Annotated in this window: 16 protein-coding genes and 1 riboswitch; of the genes, 6 read left to right on the forward strand and 10 right to left on the reverse strand. The window is 66.1% G+C overall.

Features of this window, described 5'->3' with window-relative positions:
* Positions 1-201: 201 nt before the first annotated feature.
* Positions 202-1233 (reverse strand): tRNA dihydrouridine(20/20a) synthase DusA, encoded by a 1032-nt coding sequence (gene dusA, locus AC5P65_RS14935; RefSeq protein ID WP_456115768.1) that lies wholly within the window; start codon positions 1231-1233, stop codon positions 202-204.
* A gap of 220 nt (positions 1234-1453) precedes the next feature.
* Here dusA and AC5P65_RS14940 point away from each other — a divergent pair, with 220 nt between their 5' ends.
* Positions 1454-1873, forward strand: coding sequence for a lysozyme inhibitor LprI family protein (locus AC5P65_RS14940; protein ID WP_024956209.1), 420 nt, complete (start codon positions 1454-1456; stop codon positions 1871-1873).
* Positions 1874-1915: 42 nt separating this feature from the next.
* Complete coding sequence (locus AC5P65_RS14945) at positions 1916-3697, forward strand: peptidoglycan-binding domain-containing protein (protein ID WP_021203769.1); 1782 nt, start codon at positions 1916-1918, stop codon at positions 3695-3697.
* 222 nt (positions 3698-3919) lie between these two features.
* On the opposite strand, the gene AC5P65_RS14950 is transcribed toward AC5P65_RS14945, so the two are convergent.
* On the reverse strand, positions 3920-4351 hold the full coding sequence (locus AC5P65_RS14950) for a hypothetical protein (protein WP_146256770.1): 432 nt from the start codon (positions 4349-4351) through the stop codon (positions 3920-3922).
* Between the two features lie 1000 nt (positions 4352-5351).
* Positions 5352-5531 carry a hypothetical protein gene (locus AC5P65_RS14955; protein ID WP_021203768.1) on the reverse strand — a complete coding sequence of 60 codons (180 nt, stop codon included), beginning with the start codon at positions 5529-5531 and terminating at the stop codon, positions 5352-5354.
* 104 nt (positions 5532-5635) lie between these two features.
* Between AC5P65_RS14955 and AC5P65_RS14960 the strand changes: the two genes are divergently transcribed.
* Together AC5P65_RS14960 and AC5P65_RS14965 are read left to right on the forward strand one after the other, a co-directional pair.
* A complete protein-coding gene (locus AC5P65_RS14960) occupies positions 5636-6616 on the forward strand; it encodes a cation diffusion facilitator family transporter (protein WP_111101767.1) in 981 nt (326 codons plus the stop codon).
* Between the two features lie 111 nt (positions 6617-6727).
* Positions 6728-7153, forward strand: a complete 426-nt coding sequence (locus AC5P65_RS14965) for an organic hydroperoxide resistance protein (RefSeq protein WP_004153735.1) — start codon at positions 6728-6730, stop codon at positions 7151-7153.
* 229 nt (positions 7154-7382) lie between these two features.
* Here the strand turns inward: AC5P65_RS14965 and mmsB are convergent, their stop codons facing one another.
* The 5 genes from mmsB to AC5P65_RS14990 are packed head-to-tail and all read right to left on the reverse strand — an operon-like array spanning position 7383 to position 12922.
* Positions 7383-8273: a 3-hydroxyisobutyrate dehydrogenase gene (gene mmsB / locus AC5P65_RS14970; protein WP_021203766.1), complete on the reverse strand. Its 891-nt coding sequence runs from the start codon at positions 8271-8273 to the stop codon at positions 7383-7385.
* Complete coding sequence (locus tag AC5P65_RS14975; RefSeq protein WP_111101766.1) at positions 8270-9445, reverse strand: enoyl-CoA hydratase/isomerase family protein; 1176 nt, start codon at positions 9443-9445, stop codon at positions 8270-8272. The genes mmsB and AC5P65_RS14975 overlap by 4 nt, the downstream gene beginning before the upstream one ends.
* Positions 9442-10239, reverse strand: coding sequence for an enoyl-CoA hydratase (locus AC5P65_RS14980; RefSeq protein WP_111097694.1), 798 nt, complete (start codon positions 10237-10239; stop codon positions 9442-9444). Before AC5P65_RS14980 ends, AC5P65_RS14975 begins: the two co-directional genes overlap by 4 nt.
* Positions 10236-11402: an acyl-CoA dehydrogenase family protein gene (locus AC5P65_RS14985; protein ID WP_111097695.1), complete on the reverse strand. Its 1167-nt coding sequence runs from the start codon at positions 11400-11402 to the stop codon at positions 10236-10238. The genes AC5P65_RS14980 and AC5P65_RS14985 overlap by 4 nt, the downstream gene beginning before the upstream one ends.
* A gap of 14 nt (positions 11403-11416) precedes the next feature.
* Entirely contained in the window at positions 11417-12922 is a 1506-nt protein-coding gene (locus AC5P65_RS14990; RefSeq protein ID WP_495215682.1) for a CoA-acylating methylmalonate-semialdehyde dehydrogenase, read from the reverse strand.
* 114 nt (positions 12923-13036) lie between these two features.
* Here AC5P65_RS14990 and AC5P65_RS14995 point away from each other — a divergent pair, with 114 nt between their 5' ends.
* Positions 13037-14404: a helix-turn-helix domain-containing protein gene (locus AC5P65_RS14995; RefSeq protein WP_019661852.1), complete on the forward strand. Its 1368-nt coding sequence runs from the start codon at positions 13037-13039 to the stop codon at positions 14402-14404.
* A gap of 134 nt (positions 14405-14538) precedes the next feature.
* Here the strand turns inward: AC5P65_RS14995 and AC5P65_RS15000 are convergent, their stop codons facing one another.
* Entirely contained in the window at positions 14539-14976 is a 438-nt protein-coding gene (locus AC5P65_RS15000) for a YfbO family protein (protein WP_111097697.1), read from the reverse strand.
* A gap of 43 nt (positions 14977-15019) precedes the next feature.
* Positions 15020-16894, reverse strand: a complete 1875-nt coding sequence (locus AC5P65_RS15005) for a patatin-like phospholipase family protein (protein WP_164144442.1) — start codon at positions 16892-16894, stop codon at positions 15020-15022.
* A 127-nt stretch (positions 16895-17021) separates the two neighbouring features.
* A riboswitch (cobalamin riboswitch) is annotated at positions 17022-17236 on the forward strand.
* Between the two features lie 161 nt (positions 17237-17397).
* Here AC5P65_RS15005 and AC5P65_RS15010 point away from each other — a divergent pair.
* Positions 17398-18084 carry an epoxyqueuosine reductase QueH gene (locus AC5P65_RS15010; RefSeq protein WP_019661858.1) on the forward strand — a complete coding sequence of 229 codons (687 nt, stop codon included), beginning with the start codon at positions 17398-17400 and terminating at the stop codon, positions 18082-18084.
* The last annotated feature ends 34 nt before the right edge of the window (positions 18085-18118 follow it).

The raw sequence follows: 18118 nt of genomic DNA on the forward strand, positions 1-18118 counted from the left end.
TAGCCGAGCACGGCGATTCGTTCAAAAGTCGTAAATCCGGAAGCCGGGTGCGGGACCCGGCCTTTACAATTCCTTTGCAAATTCTTGGTTTGGGGCAGTGAATCCGATCTGAACTTTTCCGGGCGATGCCGCGAGTTGTTCATCTAGGTGAACATTCGGGACGAATCGCCGCCCCTTGTCAAGCCAGGACCGTGACCGACGTCACGCTGCGGCGCGATCAGCTTCGCGTTCGGTGACCGCCAAGGCCTGTTCGACCAGGCTCCAGTCGGCGCCCGGGCGGTGTGCGCCCTCGCTCAGCACCTGACGGAATGCGCGGCCGCCGGGCTGGCCGTGGAACAGGCCGAGCAGGTGGCGGGTGATGTGCTTCAGCGCCAGGCCTTCGCCCAGACGCGCCTCGACGTAGGGGCGCAGCGCGCGCAACAGGTCACCACGGGCCTGCAGCGGGGCGCCGGTGTGCAGCGCCTCCAGCTGATGCAGCAGGTAGGGGTCGTGGTAGGCCGCGCGGCCCAGCATCACACCATCGACGTGCGCGGCCTGCGCCTGCACCGCCTCGATGCTGGCCAGGCCGCCGTTGATCACCACCGGCAGTGCCGGGCGCTCCTGCTTGAGGCGGTAAGCCCAGTCGTACTTCAGCGGCGGAACCTCGCGGTTCTCCTTCGGCGACAGGCCCTTCAGCCACGCGTTGCGCGCATGCACCACCACCATTGCGGCACCGGCGGCGACCTGGCGGTCGACGAAGGCGGCGAACACGTCGTAATCGTTGTCCTCGTCCACGCCCAGGCGGCATTTCACCGTCACCGGGATGTCGACCGCATCGACCATCGCCGCCACGCACTCGGCCACCAGCACCGGCTCGCGCATCAGGCAAGCGCCGAAACGCCCGGCCTGCACGCGGTCGGACGGGCAGCCGCAGTTGAGGTTGACCTCGTCGTATCCCCACTCGGCGGCAATGCGCGCAGCCTGCGCCAGCAGGGCCGGATCGCTGCCACCCAGCTGCAGCGCCAGCGGCTGTTCGCTGCGGTCGAAGCCGAGCAGGCGCTCGCGGTCGCCGTGGATGACCGCGTTGGCGTGCACCATTTCCGTGTACAGGCGCGCACCCGGCGCCAGCACGCGATGGAACACGCGGCAATGGCGATCCGTCCAGTCCATCATCGGGGCAACGGACAGGCGCAGGGAATCGGCGTAACGGGCGGTGGCGGGCGTCATCGGGGCGTTGATCGTGGAGACTGGCATTGCCAGTGAGATCAATAGTTTACACCGCTCGGCTGAATGGCGGCGGCTGGCGCCCGGACAGCGCTGGGGCGCCCGGGCCCGAGGGCCGTCCGCAAGCCGGGCGGCGCCACCCCACAATGACGGGCAACCGGTCACAGTTGTCGCGATTCGTTGACGACGACGAAATATTGACGCCGTTATAGTCCGTCGCTCGCAATGGATTGGACGTGTGGAGCAGATGATGCAGCACAAGCGTTTGAGCAGGACCCTCGCCACCGCGCTGGCGGTCGCCGTACTGGCCATCGGCACGGCAACCGCAGCACCGGCTGCCACCGGGCTGAGCCCGACCTTCACCACCTGCCGTGACAAGGCACAGGGTGCGATCGAGCAGGCCGCCTGCCTGACCTCGGAAAGCGCACGCCAAGACCAGCGCCTGAACCAGGCCTACCGCCAGCTGCAGGCAAAGCTGACTGGCGCAAAGAAGACCAAGCTGGTGAATGCCCAGCGCGCGTGGCTGCAGTCGCGCAGCCGCGATGGCGAACTGGATACCGCGCTGTACGACGATTCGCAGCCCGGCAACCTGCAGGGCGAGCTGAACGATGTGATGCGCCTGAGCGCGCGTGCCGACCAGCTGCAGAAGTATCTGCAGCTGCTGGACTGACCCTTGAGGGGCAGACCCTCTGACTGCACAAGGATGTAAGACATGCCAACCAACATCGATACCCATGATCTCGATGCCACCTCCGGCGCCGTGTATTTCGCCGTCGGCCGTGGTACCGAAGGTGGCCCCGCCTCCTACCATCTGGCCATCGCCGGCATCACCCAGGGCGTGACCGAACCGCACTGGGGCACGGTGAACAAAGTCGCGCAGAACAGCGGTTACAGCCTGGGCGCGATCCAGGTCGACTTCGGCCAGCGCGGCGAGTGGGCGCTGGGCGCCATCGACGGCCACGCACTGAAGGCGGGCGAGACGACCTATGTCGACGCCGTGATCGATCAGGCCAGCACCTATGCCAAGGCGCACAACCTGCCCTTCACCCAGGACCACGCCGACCTGCGCCGCGACCTGCTCAGCCACGGCAATGGCCTGAGCGGGCGCAGCTCGATCCAGTTCATCGATACCAACACGCGCGACAGCATCAACGCCTGGGCCGGTTCGGCCGAGGGCAAGCAGTGGATCCACGCGAACATCGACTACCCGCAGGTGCGCAACGCCACCCGGATCGGCATGGCGATGGTGGACGCACACGGCAGCGGCATCGCCGAGGAAAACCGCTTCGAAGCGATCAGCCTGATCGCCAAGACCGCCAACCAGTTGCCCAGCCAGCTGCCCAAGCTGCAGAAGGTGCTGGAAGAAGGCGGTGACTACGAGGCGCTGCGCGCGAAGGCCGGGCAGATCCGCGAGACCTACCAGTACTTCGACGCGCCCAAGGCCGGCGACATCGCCGTGCGCTACGAAAATGCCTACGCCAACAACAAGGACGCAATGGACCGCGCCCATGCCAAGGTCAGCAGCCGCGACTACTCGCCCGCCGGTGAGCACAACGATGCGGACATCAAGGTGGCGCTGGACCAGATCGGCGCACCGCGCCAGCAGGCCGGTTCGCAGACGTTGAAGGAAGGGTCCAGCGGCCGTGACGTGCTGAAGCTGGAAAGCAACCTGGTCACGCTGGGCTATGCCAGTGCTGACGGCCAGCAGACACTGAATCCGGACCGGCGCTTCGATGCCACCACCCGCAAGGCGGTGGAAGACTTCCAGCGCGCACACAACCTGGACCCGGTGGACGGCAAGGCCGGGCCAGCCACGCTGGCCGCGATCGACCGCGACGCGCGCGAACTGCAGGGCAACCTGGCCGCGCTGGGGCTGACCGACGCCAAGGGCCAGGCCATCGGCAGCGACGGCTATCTGGGCGGTGGCAGCCGCCATGCGATCAATGCTTTCCAGCAGCAGCATGGCCTGCCTGCGACCGGCATTGCCGATGCGGAAACCCGCCAGGCGCTGGCCAATGAAGTGCAGCAGCGTGCGCAGGCGCAGGGCAACACCCCGGAACAGCAGGCAGCGGCCGAGCCTGCACGCGAGACGGTGTACCCGATGTCCGACCCGCGCAGCCCGCAGAACTGGCTGTACACCGAGACCCTGGTGCAGGTGAAGTTCGCCGAGGAAGCGCGTGGCCTGCCCTCCGGCGAGCACAGCGAGAAGCTGGCCGCTGCCCTCACCGTGGAAGCTGCGCGTGCCGGCCTGTACCGGGTTGATCGCGTTGAGCTGAACCAGGATGGCTCGATGGCGCGCGCGGTGCAGGCCAATGCGCTGCACGACGAAAGCGCGTTGAACCGCAATACCGCGCCGGTATCGACCGCTGACGCGATGCGCCAGAGCGTGCAGGAGAACAGCGAGCGGGCATTGCAGGTGAGCGATCAGCAGCGCGAGCAGCAGAAGATCGACCAGCAGACCCAGCATCACGGCCCGCGGGCCATGATGGCGTAAGAGAGCGGGCCAACTGGCCCGTGAGTGCCATTGCCTTGCTCACCCCTCGTCGGCTTGAGGCCGACGAGGGCGTTGGTTGAGGTGCGTCGAGGATTGTCGCAAATGCGAGGTCTTGCGCCCCGGAGCGTGCCCACGCTTCGAGGTAGTGGGCCTCGAGGTGTAGTCGATCCGGTTTGATCGCGTCGACGCTTTGACGACAGATAAGTCCGTCCGGAGCTTTCCCTAAGTGGTCAGTACCCGCCATCCATAGGCGGTCTGCTTCCAGTAGGCGTCCTGGCCATCTCCGGTCCATGCGAACGTCCACGTCTCGCGTGCGCATCCTGGAAGATCGTTGGTAATAGTGATCTTCTCTCCGGAAGCACCATGATGGAAAAGGGCGCGGATGGCTGGCGTCCGAGGTGAATCCCGCTCCCCCCTACAGCGATGGCGAATGGTCAGTGTCCCAAGTGCAAGCGTCCGCTGGTGGACATCCTTGCGTGCGTCCAGCCATCGAACGACTTCGTTCGCTTCGTCAGTTCCGGCGCTGTAGCGCGTGGTCCGATCGACGGCAACCGCAAGGCGGTCCAACGCCATCACTCCCGGCCATGTCGTCGAACCAAGCGCAAGCGCAAAAGCCAACAGACATTTGAATGACACCGAAAAATTCGATTTCATGGATGCTGCTTCCTTGAACACAGAATCGCGTGTCTCCAGCCTGCTTCCATACTCAGAAGATTGGCAATGAGAAAAGCTGCAATCTGCATCATGCGATCCGACGTCTTTCGGGTTTTGCGAACCAGGGAACGACGGCCAAACAACAACTTTTGTTGATAGCGACAGCTACTGACGTCAATGCCAGTTACCGCTCCCAGCCAAGTCGACACACTCATTGCCTCGCACCGGCTTACCCAGTCTGAGAGGCCTCGCCTGCAATCATCCTCCCTCCTGATGCTCGCCTCATGACCGCTATCACAAAGCGCGCCCTGAGCATCGTCTACGCATCCTTGAAGGACGCAGGATTTGTCCGAAGTGGAGCAACTTTTACGAGATGCCACGAGAGTTTCATCGATGTGTGTGCTCGCCCGCTTCATCCCGCGGCGTTGCATGGATTGGACCACCAATCTCAGCGAAACCGACTGCGACGTGAGATGCAGGCCGCTCCCCCAGGCAACAGCGACCATTGGATAGCCGTTGAAAAGGACGCTGATCTGCTCAGGACTGAGGTGGATGCTCTATTGATAGAGAGTGCCCTTCCATTTTCTCAAAGTTCCAGGACATCGATTTCATCTGTGAAGCTCTGACGGTCGCGGCCATTCAGGCTGACACGACGCCGGCACACTTCAGTTCGATCACGCGCGTCGGCAGGGCCCTGCTCGCTGCCCGTGGCAGGCAAAGGCTGACACCGAATCTGCCAAGGCGTTGGCCACATATGGACTCTCCATCTGTAATGGCGCTACCTCACTGAGAAGCCGATTCAGGAAAATTCTGGAAGCTTAGCCGGCCCCAGAACCGACGCAGGCATTGAAACACTGCCGCCTCAGTACCCGCCGCGCGCGCCGCCCACCTGCTCGATCAACGTCTGGCTGGCAGCATTCAGCCCCACCACCGTCACCTTCGCCCCATGTGCGGCCAGCTATTCCTGCGCGCGTTCCAGCGCGGCCGCGGCGGTCAGGTCTCACAGGTGGGCGTCGCGCAGATCAATCTGTACCTTCGGCGTCACGTGCTGGTAATCGAACACCGCACCCAGATGGCCGGCCGAGGCAAGGAACACCTGCCAACGCACGCGGTAGACCTGCGTGTCACCGGCATCGTAACGCTGCATATCCCGCATGCGGCCGAGGAATTCGATGACCATGTTGGCCAGGCCCTGGGCGACGCATTCGCGGTCACGCTCGCTGGGCCTCTCGTCGATGTCCTCAACGTTCTGCGACGATGCCAGACAGCGGAAGGCAGCGAGGCATGCCGCCGCTCTACAATCGGGCCATGGCCACCCACCGCCCGCAGTTCTTCGACCCCGCCACCGAACAGGGCGTGCTGCGCCTGTCGATCGCCGCCTCGCTGCTGCTGGCCGCCGCCGCAGTGGTATTCGGCCTGCTGGCCAATTCCTCGCTTATCATCTTCGATGGCATCTACGGCCTGATCGACGTGGTGATGACCTGGCTGTCGCTGCTGGTGGCACGCCTGATCGCGCTGTCCACCCAGACCGATGCGTTGCAGTCGAGGCTCAACCAGCGCTTCACCATGGGTTTCTGGCACCTTGAGCCGATCGTGCTGGGGGTCAGCGGCACGCTGATGATCGGTGCGGCACTGTATGCCCTGGTCAATGGGGTAGATGCAATGATGTCCGGGGGCCGCCACATTGCGCTGGGCCCGGCCATCGCCTTCGCCGGGCTGTCCATCGTCGGCGAAGGCGCACTGGCATGGTTCATCCTGCGCGCCAACCGCCGCATCGGCTCGGAGTTCATCGCACTGGATGCGAAGAACTGGGTGATCGCGGCCAGCATGTCGGCCTGCTACCTGCTGGCCTTCCTCGGCGGCGTGCTGGTGCAGGGCACGTCCTGGGCCTGGGTCGGGCCGTACATCGACCCGGCCATCCTTGCCTTCGTCTGCGTGCTGGTGATGATCGCCCCGCTCGGCACCGTGCGCCGGGCGCTGGCCGGCATCCTGCTGGTCACCCCGCCGGAGCTGCAGGCGCACGTGGATGCGGTGGCGCGCGACATCGTCGCCAAGCACGGCTTCGTCGAGCACCGCAGCTACGTGGCCCAGGTGGGGCGAGGCGAGCAGATCGAGCTGTTCTTCGTGGTGCCGGAAAACGACCCACCGCGGCCGCTGGTGGAATGGGACCAGCTGCGTGATGAGATCGGCGATGCGCTGGGCGAGGCTTCGCCGGACCGCTGGTTGACCATCATGTTCACCACCGACCGCGAGTGGACGATCTAGGCCCGCAGGACGATCGATCAATTTTTTAGTACGTTCTGCAACCCAACGTACGCGGAAAGCGGGCAAAGTAGTCTCCATCGCACCACCCACCCACTGACCAGGAGCATCCCGATGTCCATCGAAAAGGTTCTGTACACCGCCCAGGCCACCTCCACCGGCGGCCGTGAAGGCCGTTCCGTCTCCTCCGACAACGTGCTGGACATCCAGCTGTCGACCCCGCGCGAGCTGGGCGGCGCCGGTGGCCCGGGTACCAACCCGGAGCAGCTGTTCGCGGCCGGTTACTCTGCCTGCTTCCTGGGTGCGCTGAAGTTCGTGGCCGGCCAGGCCAAGGTCGCGCTGCCGGCCGACACCACCGTGACCGGCAAGGTCGGCATCGGCCAGATCCCGACCGGCTTCGGCATCGAAGCCGAGCTGACCATCAACGTGCCCGGCGTGCCGCGCGAGCAGGTGGAAGAGCTGGTGCAGAAGGCGCACATCGTGTGCCCGTACTCGAATGCCACCCGCGGCAACATCGACGTGACGCTGATCGTTGCCTGATGGGGTGCTGCCGGCCAGCGGCCGGCACTACCAACGTGAAGAGCAAAAAAATGGGCGGATGCCGGTCGAAACCGAACATCCGCCCATCCCACCTCGGGTGGGCCCCGGCGCGCAGCCGGGGACGCATTCGCTTCTGTAGAGCCGAGCCCCTGCTCGGCTGATCCGTCCGGCGCGGGAACATCCGGCGGAAAAGCAGCCGAGCACGGGCTCGGCTCTACATATCCAAGCCTTACTTCTCGCTCGTGATGAGCTGCACGACGCTGGAGAAATCCAGCTTGCCGCGGCCGGCCTGGTGGTTCATCGAGTACAGGTTGCGGGCCACTTCGCCCAGCGGGATCGAGGCGCCGACACTCATCGCTGCTTCCACTGCCAGGCCCATGTCCTTCAGCATCAGATCGCTGCCGAAGCCACCGCTGTAACCGCGCGACGCAGGCGCGTTTTCCAGCACGCCCGGCCACGGGTTGCACACTTCGGTGGCCCAGCTGCGGCCGGTGCTGACCGCCATCATCTGCGACAGCACCTTCGGGTCCAGCCCGTGTGCCACGCCCAGCGCAATGGCTTCACCGGTCACCGCCATGATCACGCCCAGCGCCATGTTGTTGCACAGCTTGGCGACCTGGCCGGCGCCGCTGGCGCCCACGTGGAAGATGTTTTTGCCCATCGCCTGCAGCACCGGACGGGCACGCTCCAGCGCGTCCTCTTCGCCACCGACGATGAAGGTCAGCGTGCCGGCCTGGGCGCCTGCGGTACCACCGGAGACCGGTGCATCGATCATCTGCAGGCCACGTGCGGCGGCGGCCTCTGACACCTTGCGCGCGCTGGCCGGTGCGATCGTGCTGCAGTCGATGACCAGTGCGCCATCCGGGATCGCGGCCAGGATGCCGTCATCGCCCAGGTAGACGCCTTCGACGTGGCGGCTGGCCGGCAGCATCGAGATCACGACTTCCGCATCGGCCAGGGTGTCGCGTGCCGACGACGCCGCGCTGGCACCGGCATCGACGGCGGCCTGGACCGCGGCCGGAACCAGATCGAACACGCGCACGCTGTGGCCGTTCTTGACCAGATTGGCGGCCATCGGGCCACCCATGTTGCCCAACCCGATGAATGCAATGCGGCTCATGCAAGGCTCCTTTCAACAAGGGGAGTGCCCAGGTCGGCCAGCGGATGCGCGGCAGCGGCCCAGGGGGAAGCAAAGAAGGTGTCGGCCCACGCGCCGGTGGCCCCGGCCAGGGTGGCCGGGTTCCACTGCGGATTGCGATCCTTGTCGATCAGCAGCGCGCGGATGCCTTCGGCGAAATCGCCGTGGGCGGCGCAATGCAGGGCGACGATGTACTCCAGGCGGTAGATCGCGGCCAGATCCTGGCCGGCGCTGCGACGCTGAAGCTCGAAGGCCAGCCGCGCCGAACCCGGCGCACCGGCAGCAAGGGTCTTCTGTGCCGCCTGCAACCACGCATCATCGGTCTGCAGGCCGGCAATGCGCGCAACGATGGCCTGCAGGTCATCGCCTTCGCACAACGCATCGACCTGCGCCGCATTGGCCAACAGCGGACCGGTGGCGGCATCGCTGGCATGCGCCTGCAGCAGATGGGTCAGGCGTTCGTGGTTGTGTGCGGAGTCACTGGACCAGGCCACCTGCAGCAGCGCATCGAACACCGCACTGCGGCGCTCTTCGGGCACATGTACATCGGCCAGGCCAGCGTAGATGGCATCGCCCGGGTTGAGCAGCGCGCCGGTCAGCGCCAGGAACAGCCCGCCCTTGCCCGGCACGCGCGGCAGCAGCCAGCTGCCACCGACATCAGGGAACAGGCCGACGGTGATTTCCGGGAAGGCCAGCCTGGAGCGCTCGCTGACCACACGGTGGCTGGCGCCGGACATCAGGCCGATGCCGCCGCCCATCACGATACCGTGGCCCCAGCACAGGATCGGCTTGGCGTAGGTGTGGATGAGGTAATCGACGCGGTATTCAACGTCGAAGAACTCGGCGGCGTAGTCGTTCTCGCGGATGTCGCTGCGGCCGTCCTCACGGAAGGCGACCATGGCCTTGTACAGGCTGTGCAGGTCGCCGCCAGCGCAGAACGCCTTTTCGCCAGCACCCTGCAGCACCACCATGGCGATGCCGTCGTCGTCGGCCCAAGCGTTCAACTGCTCCAGCAGCAGGTGTGCCATCGGCAGCGAGAAGCCATTGAGCGTGCGCGGCGCGTTGAGCGTGGCGAGGCCGATGCGCACGCCGTTACCGGCCACGCGCTCTTCGAACAGCACCGGTGCGTCGTCGGCAGCGGTGTCGATGCTCATGCGTTCTTCCACTGCGCGGTGCGCTTTTCCAGGAAGGCGGTTACGCCCTCGACCTGGTCGGCGGTGTCGAACAGGTCGACGAAGGCTTCGCGCTCGGCCACCAGCGCCGAGGCGTGGGTGCCGGCGCGGGTGGCCTGTACCAGCGTCTTGCAGGCGGCGATGCTGGTCGGGCTCTGCTTGCCGGCCTTCTTCGCCCATTCCAGTGCCAGTGCCTTGGCTTCGCCCTTGCCGACCTTTTCTTCGGCCAGGCCAATGCGCAGTGCGGTCTCGGCATTGATGCGCTCGCCCAGCAGGATCATACGCTTGGCCCAGCCCTCGCCCACCAGGCGCGGCAGGTTCTGGGTGCCACCGGCACACGGCAGCAGGCCGACGGTGGCCTCCGGCAGCGCCACCTGGGCGTGGTCTTCGATGATGCGCAGGTCGCAGGCCAGTGCGCATTCCAGGCCACCGCCCATGGCGTAGCCGTTGATGGCGGCGATCGACACGCCACGGAACCCGGACAGCGCTTCGAAGGCTTCACCGAAGCGACGCGCGGCCTCGCGCGCAGCGGCCTTGTCGCCGGAGGCGAACTGGTTGAGGTCGGCACCGGCGGAGAAGAACTTCTCGCCGTTACCGGTAATCACCAACGCGTAGATGTCGCGGTCTGCGTTGAGCGCGCCCACCAGGTCGCGCAGCGCCGACAGGCTGTGCACGGTCCAGGTGTGCGCCGGCGGGTTGTTCAGGGTGACCACGGCGGTATGGCCGTCGGCCTCGACCTTCAGGCCCACGTGCTCCTGGGTACGCCAATCCTTCATCGCAGTTCCTCTTCGGTGTTGAGCAGGTGACGGGCAACGATCACCCGCATGATCTCATTGGTGCCTTCCAGGATCTGGTGCACGCGGCAGTCACGCAGCAGGCGCTCGATCGGGTACTCGCGGATGTAGCCGTAGCCACCGTGGATCTGCAGCGCTTCATTGCAGACGTTGAAACCGGCATCGGTGGCGAAGCGCTTGGCCATCGCGCACCACACGTTGGCATCGCTGGCCCCGGCATCGAGCTTGCGTGCGGCGGTGTGCACCATCTGCCGCGCGGCCACCAGTTGGGTGACCATGTCGGCCAGCTTGAACTGCAGCGCCTGGAACTCGGCCAGCGCCTTGCCGAACTGGCGGCGCTCGCCCATGTAGCGGCGCGCGGCATCCAGCGCGCCCTGCGCGGCACCCAGCGAGCAGGCGGCAATGTTGATGCGGCCACCATCAAGCCCCTTCATCGCCAGCTTGAAGCCGCCGCCTTCCTCTCCCAGAAGGTGGCTGACCGGTACGCGGACGTTTTCGAAGGTGATGCCGCGGGTGGGCTGGCTGTTCCAGCCCATCTTCTCTTCCTTGCGGCCGAAGCTGATGCCCGGCAGGTCCGACGGCACGGCAATGGCGCTGACGCCGCCAGCACCGGCACCGCCGGTACGTGCCATCACCACCAGCAGTTCGGTGGCACCGGCGCCGGAGATGAAGGCCTTCGAGCCGTTCAGCACGTAATGATCGCCGTCGCGCACGGCGGTGGTCTTCAGCGAGGCCGCATCGGAGCCGGCACCCGGTTCGGTCAGGCAGTACGAGGCCAGCTTGTTGCCCGAGGACAGGTCAGTGCCCCAGGCATCGCGCAGTGCTGGCTGGCCCCACGTGGACACCATCCACGAGGCCATGTTGTGGATGCTGATGTAGGCCGCAGTCGACGGATCGACGCTGGCGAGCTCCTCGATGACGACGGCGGCGTCCAGTCGGCTCAGGCCGCTGCCGCCCACTTCCGGGTCCATGTACAGACCGCAGAAGCCCAGTTCACCGGCCTTGGTGATCGCCTCGCGCGGAAAGATGCCCTCCGCATCCCATCGCGCGGCGTGTGGCGCCAGTTCGGCCTGTGCGAAGTCGCGCGCTGCCTCGCGGTACGCCTGCTGTGCTTCGTCCAGTTCCGTCGTCATCGAGTGGCTCATGGCTGCTCCTGCCGTTACTTCAGGCTGATCGTGGTGTTGACGCCGTGGCTCAGCGTCTCGTCATCGAACCAGCGCGCGGTGACCGTCTTGGTCTGGGTGTAGAACAGCACCACCTGCTTGCCGTACGGGCCCAGGTCGCCCAGCTTGGAGGCGCGCGAACCGGTGAACGAGAACAGCGGCACCGGCACCGGGATCGGCACGTTGATGCCGACCTGGCCGACGTCGATGTCTTCCTGGAACTTGCGCGCGGCAGCGCCGGACTGGGTGAACAGTGCGGTGCCGTTGCCGTTCGGGTTGCTGTTGACCATCGCGATGGCGTCTTCCAGCGTCTCTGCTTCGAGGATGACCAGCACCGGCCCGAAGATTTCTTCCTGGTAGATGCGCATGTCGGTGGTGACACCGGCAAAGATGGTCGGACCGACGAAGTTGCCCTTCTCGAAGCCATCGACCTGCGGCTTGCGGCCATCCAGCACCAGCTTGGCACCCTGCTCCACGCCCGAGGCGATCAGGCCTTCCACACGCTTGCGGGCGCTGCAGGAGATGACCGGGCCGACGTCGGTGCCGGCCACGGTGCCGGCACTGACCTTCAGGGTCTTGGCCTTTTCAACCAGATCCTGCACCCAGTTGCGCGCTTCACCGACCAGCAGCAGGGTGGAGGCGGCCATGCAGCGCTGGCCGGCCGCACCGAAGGCGGCGCCGACCATCGCGTTGAGGGTCTGTTCCTTGTTGGCGTCCGGCAGCACCACGGCGTGGTTCTTGGCGCCCATCATGCACTGCACGCGCTTGCCGGCCAGCGAGGCACGGTTGTAAACGTGGGTGCCGACGCGGGTGGAACCGACGAACGACACGGCCTTGATGTCCGGGTGGTCGCAGATCGCGTTGACCACTTCCTCGCCGCCGTGGACGACGTTCAGCACGCCCTTCGGAATGCCGGCTTCCAGGGCAAGCTCGACCAGGCGCATGGTGACCATCGGGTCCTGCTCGGACGGCTTGAGGATGAAGGTGTTGCCGGTGGCGATCGCCATCGGGAACATCCACAGCGGAATCATCGCCGGGAAGTTGAACGGGGTGATGCCAGCGCACACGCCCAGCGGCTGCATGATCGTGTAGGTATCCACGCCATTGGCCACGTTGTTGGCCAACTCACCCAGCTGCAGGTTGCCGATCGCGGCCGCATGCTCGACCACTTCCAGGCCGCGGAACACATCGCCTTCGGCGTCGGGCAGGGTCTTGCCCTGTTCGGCGGTGAGGATGTGGGCCAGCTCGCTCATGTTCTCGCGGATCAGCTGCTGGTACTTCAGGAAGATGCGCGCGCGGGTGCCGATCGGGGTCTTGCGCCAGGTCTTGAAGGCTTCCTTGGCGGCGGCGACGGCGGCGTCCACTTCTGCGGTGGTGGCGAAAGGCACCTTGGCCAGCACGTCCTGGGTGGCCGGATTGATCACGTCCTGCCAGTGGGAGGTGGCCGATTCGATGAACTGGCCATCGATCAGCATGCGGATACGGGGCGCTTCAACAGTCATGACGACAATCCCACGGGCTCGAAAGATGCTTGGCATTATTCACAGCAGCCACCTCGATTTCCGGCCTGAATCCGCTTAATCTGGCCAACACGCCAGACGATTCATGTTAATTTTGTGAATTATTCATCCAGCCAGCGGCAGCTTGGCCTTCGCTTGCTGCGGCTGCGCGAGCAGCGCGGCTACAGCCAGGTGGATCTGGCCCGCGCCTTGGGCCTGTCGGCCAGTTACCTGAACCAGATCGAGCGCAACAAGCGCCCACTCACCCCGGCCGTTCAGAAGAAGCTGGGCGAAGTATTGGGCGACGTTTCCTCACTATTCGACGAAGATGAGCCTGCCGCGCTGCAGGAAGCGCTGGGCGAAACCCTGCGCGACCTGGGCCTGGCGGAGGTCAGCGCGACCGAGCTGCGCGCCTTGGCCGGCAACCTGCCGCAGGTCAGCCGCGCCCTGCTGGATCTGCACCGCCGCCACCTGGCGCTGCGTGAGCATGCCGCCGCCCTGGAGTTCCAGCTGGGCGAACCCGGCGCCGGCAGCATCCTGCCCGCAGGCGACCAGGTGCGTGAGTTCTTCAACCGCATGCACAACCACATTCCCGAACTGGACGAGCTGGCCGAGCGTCTGTTCGCCGAGTGGGGGCTGTCGCCCGGGCACGTGGCACCACGCCTGCGCCAGCTGCTGGCCGACCGCCACGGCGTGCTGGTGGAAGTGGCCGCGCTGCAGGCCGGGCGCGAGAAGCGCCAGTACGATGCCGAAGCACGGCGGCTGTGGTTGCCGGACTACCTGGAGCCAGGCCAGCAGGCATTCCAGATGGCCGCCGAGCTGGCCCTGCACGGCTACCTGCCGCAGATCGATGCGGTGGTGGCACGTGCCGGCTTCACCGATGAGGCACGCATCGCTCAGGCCCGCATCGGTCTGTCGAACTATTTCGCTGGCGCCCTGGTGATGCCGTACATGCGCTTCCTGCGTGCGGCCGAGGCCAGCAGCTACGACATCGAACTGCTGGCACACCAGTTCGGCGTCGGCTTCGAAGCGGTCTGCCATCGGCTGAGCACGCTGGCACGGCGCAGCGCGCCCGGGCTGCCGTTCTTCTTCATCCGCGTGGACCGCGCGGGCAATGTGTCCAAGCGCCATTCGGCCACCGACTTCCACTTCTCGCAGGTGGGTGGTTCGTGCCCGCTGTGGATCGTCTACGAGGCGTTCAACCAGCCCGGGCGCATCCTTACGCAGACCGCGCGCATGCCCGATGGGCGACGGCATTTCTGGCTGGCACGGCAAGTCAGCAGTGGTCCGGTCGGTCATGGCCAGCCCCGCAAGACCTTCGCGGTGGCGCTGGGCTGCGATCTGCAGCATGCCGAGCGGCTGGTGTATTCGCTGGGGCTGGATGTGCAGAGCCCGGGCAATTCGGTGTCGATCGGCCCGGGGTGCCGGGTGTGCCCGCGCGAGGACTGCATGCAGCGCGCGTTCGCGCAGTTGCCGGGGCGGTAGGGTTGGTTCGGCAGGGCTGCGCCCTGCACCCCTGTAGAGTCGAGCCATGCTCGACTGAAGCAACGGGTAGGTGCCCACCTTGGTGGGCACGCTCTGGCCGTGCGCGAAATGCATCCACGCGTGGCGTGGATCTACTAATCCCAATACACGGTCAGCACGCGGTGGCCTTGCGAGGGTACGGGGGCGTCGATGTGCTGGCCGTAGGGCCAGCCTTCACCCACACCGTCGCATTCCAGACCCTGCAGCCAGCCTTCCACGGTCTCGACGTCGGCGCGGGTGAGCACGTGCACGTTCTCTGCGGCAGGCCATTCGCTGTCGTCTTCCAATGCGCTGCTCCAGTCCTGGTGCAGGCCTACATACACGCCTTCCACCTCGGGCTTTTCGGCAATCGCGGCCAGGCGCGCGTACAGCTCGGCAATCGGCGGACGGCCGAAACCCCATTGGTTGGGCGCGATGCATTCTTCGAAATCATTGCCTTCGAAGTACGCGGCCAGTGGCACCACCGGCAGGTGCTCCGGGTCGCGGGCATCAAGGCGTTCAAGCAGATCCAACAGTTCCTGGCGGGCAGACATCCACAGCTCCTTGCAGCATGAAGCACGATTGTATCGATCGCGCTCAGTAGATCGGCGTCACCTTCATCTGCGGCAGCGGACGCGGTGCGCCGTCGGTCAGGTCAGGGCCCAGGTCCTCCCAGGTTCGGCCCTGCTCGACCATCTGCGCCCACAGCTGCTGCGAGCCGCGACGCTTGTCTTCCGAGCCCAGCTTGTACGACGGCGGTGTCGGTTCGCCGCGAGCGACCATCGAGTACGCCGCGCGATAGGCCAGTACCTGCTGCGCCGGGTCGTCGGTACGGGCCACTTCCAGCGTGTACCGTTGGTAGGCCGAGGCCAGGTTGCGCCAGCGGATCCAGTAGTGGTTCTCGAACGAGAACGAACAGAACCGCGCACCGGCCAGGCTGCCCTTGTCGGCGATGCGGGTCAGCACCTCCTGCGGCATGTCCAGGTTCATGCCACCTTCGTCGCCCTGCAGGCTCACATGCACGATGCGGTCGCGATAACCCGGCGCGCGCGCCTGCAGCAGGTCGCGCCAGTTCTGCATGGTCGCCACCACCGCGAACAGGAAACGCCCCAGCTCGGCTGCGGCCAGCGGCGTGGCAATGGACTGGTAATGCCGTTGCCAGCCGTGGCGGTTCTCGGTGGGCAGGAACACGGCATGCTCCAGTGCCTGCCGGCTACCGCTGCCCTGGCTCACGTCTTCGGCGTGCTGCGGGTAGACCAGGTTGATGGCGAAGGTCGGCCAGCGCGGCAATGCGGCGTCGAACAGATGGATCGGGAAGTTGCTGCTGATGCCACCATCGGAGAACCAGCAGATGCGGAAGGCAGTGATCACCGGACCGCAAGCCTGCCCGGCGCTGGTCAGCCCTTCCATGCTGTCGGCCACGTTGTGCTCGGGGTCGGCCGCCGGCGCGGTGGGTTCGCAGCGGCGCTCGCGGCGCGAGGGTTCGTGCAGCGGCACCGCGCTGATCAGCAACGGGAAGCTCAGGCTCATGCGTGTGGCCACCAGCACCGGCAGCTCCGGGCCCTGCGGCAGGTGGTAGTACTGCCGCCCCTCCACGTCCAGCGGCGGGCCAGCCTGATCCACCAGCCACTGCACCACGCTGGCCGGGAACAACTGCTCGAACTCTTCGCGCAGGAACCAGAACTGCGCGCCGCCCAGTGGCAGCGTACGCGGCTCGTTGTGCGAGACGCAGGTGGTGATCATCTGCAGGCTGATCGCGTGCGGGCTGTCCGGCTCGCCGGCATAGCGCGGTGCGTCGTGCAGGTCGGCGAAGGTCAGCGGTGCATCAAGTGGCTTGCCTGACAACTGCTGCAGGCACTCATGCAGCCACTCGGTCAACGCCGGTTTGCGTGCATCGCGGCCGAGGCCACTGCACAGGCCCAGCAGGTTGCGCCGTGCCACGCGGGCCACGCGCAGCACGGCACCGGCCACACCGGCACCGTAGGCGCACAGCAGCGACGGCAGCAGCGTGGCGGCCACACCGCTCCAGCCGCCGCCCCACCCGCCCAGGCCCAGCAGCAGCGCCAGCGACACCAGCACTTCCAGCGGCGCGATCTCGAATACCGCCACCGCCAGGCACAGCAGCTTGTGTGGCAGGCCCGCATTGCCGGTCAGCACCACCAGCAGCCGATAGGCCGCACGCGCGCCCCGCGCCGGTTGGAACAGGCTGTAGATGAACCCGCGCCGCGACAGCTGCGCCGACACCGCCGACAGCCCCCCATAACCGGCATCACTGGGCAGGTGCTCGCCGGCCTGCTGGCGACGATCGCCGCATGCCGCCGCAGCCGCCACCGCCGCAGCAATGGCGCCGGCCGAGGTACCGCCGATGCTCTTGAAGCGATACTCGCGCGCCAGCGCCAGTACCGCATTGGGGTACACGATGCCGCTGGTGATGCCGCCTTTCATGACCAGATCGCAGTACTTCGCCGCCACGAGCCACCTCCCGTCTGTCGATGCCCAGTATGGCAAGCGGCGCTCTCACGGCCTGAGAAACGGACCAGAGCCCCGAGCTTTCATTGACCCTTGACCATTGCCCTCGACGCGTCCACCGTGGGCACGCCGAAGGTATCCCCGCCGCAGCGTTGATGGCGACAGGGATTTGAACGGGAATCCGGTGAAGGCGCCTGGCGCGCCCATTCCGGAGCTGCCCCGCAGCGGTGAATGGAAACGAATCCTGCCAACAGCACTGGGCTCGCGCCTGGGAAGCGGCAGGTAGTAGGTGGGCTGCGGCCCGTGTCCATCAGCCCGAATACCGGCCCCGGCCGGGGGACACGACCGTCCCCTGACTCGACCTGGACTCTCCGCGGGGAGGGTGCCGGGGCCGTCGCTGACCTGCGCGTGCGGGCAGTGCGGCCGCGTGCGTCCTTTTCACGGTATCCGGCCAGCCCTGTCCACCCACGCACAGATGCATGGGCCACCGCCGTTGCCGGCGGTCCATGCGGTACCTGACGATGACCGAGTTCCAACGCCCCACCCTGACCCTGCCTGCCAACGGCAAGCGCCTGCTGCTGCATTCATGCTGCGCGCCCTGCTCCGGCGAGGTAATGGAGGCGATCACCGCCTCCGGGATCGACTACGCGATCTTCTTCTACAACCCCAACATCCATCCGGTGAAGGAATACGAACTGCGCAAGCAGGAAAACATCCGCTTCGCCGAGCAGCATGGCATTCCCTTCATCGACTGCGACTACGACACCGACAACTGGTTCAGCCGTGCGCGTGGCATGGAGAACGAGCCCGAACGCGGCATCCGCTGCACGATGTGCTTCGACATGCGTTTCGAACGCACTGCGCTGTACGCGCACGAGCACGGCTACGACACCATCAGTTCGTCGCTGGGCATCTCGCGCTGGAAGAACATGGCGCAGATCAACGATTGCGGCATCCGCGCCGCCTCGCGCTACGAAGGCCTGCAGTACTGGGACTACAACTGGCGCAAGGGCGGCGGTGCCAGCCGCATGATCGAGATCAGCAAGCGCGAGCAGTTCTACCAGCAGGAGTACTGCGGCTGCGTGTATTCGCTGCGCGATGCCAACCGCCACCGTCGCGAGAACGGCCGCGAGCGGATCAAAATCGGCCTGCTGTACTACGGGCAGGACGCTGGGACGCCGCAGGGCGATTGACGTGTGAGCGAGGGGCGGCCACGCTGGTCGCCCC

The sequence above is a fragment of the Stenotrophomonas sp. YJH_SMC_48-3 genome, assembly GCF_059369375.1.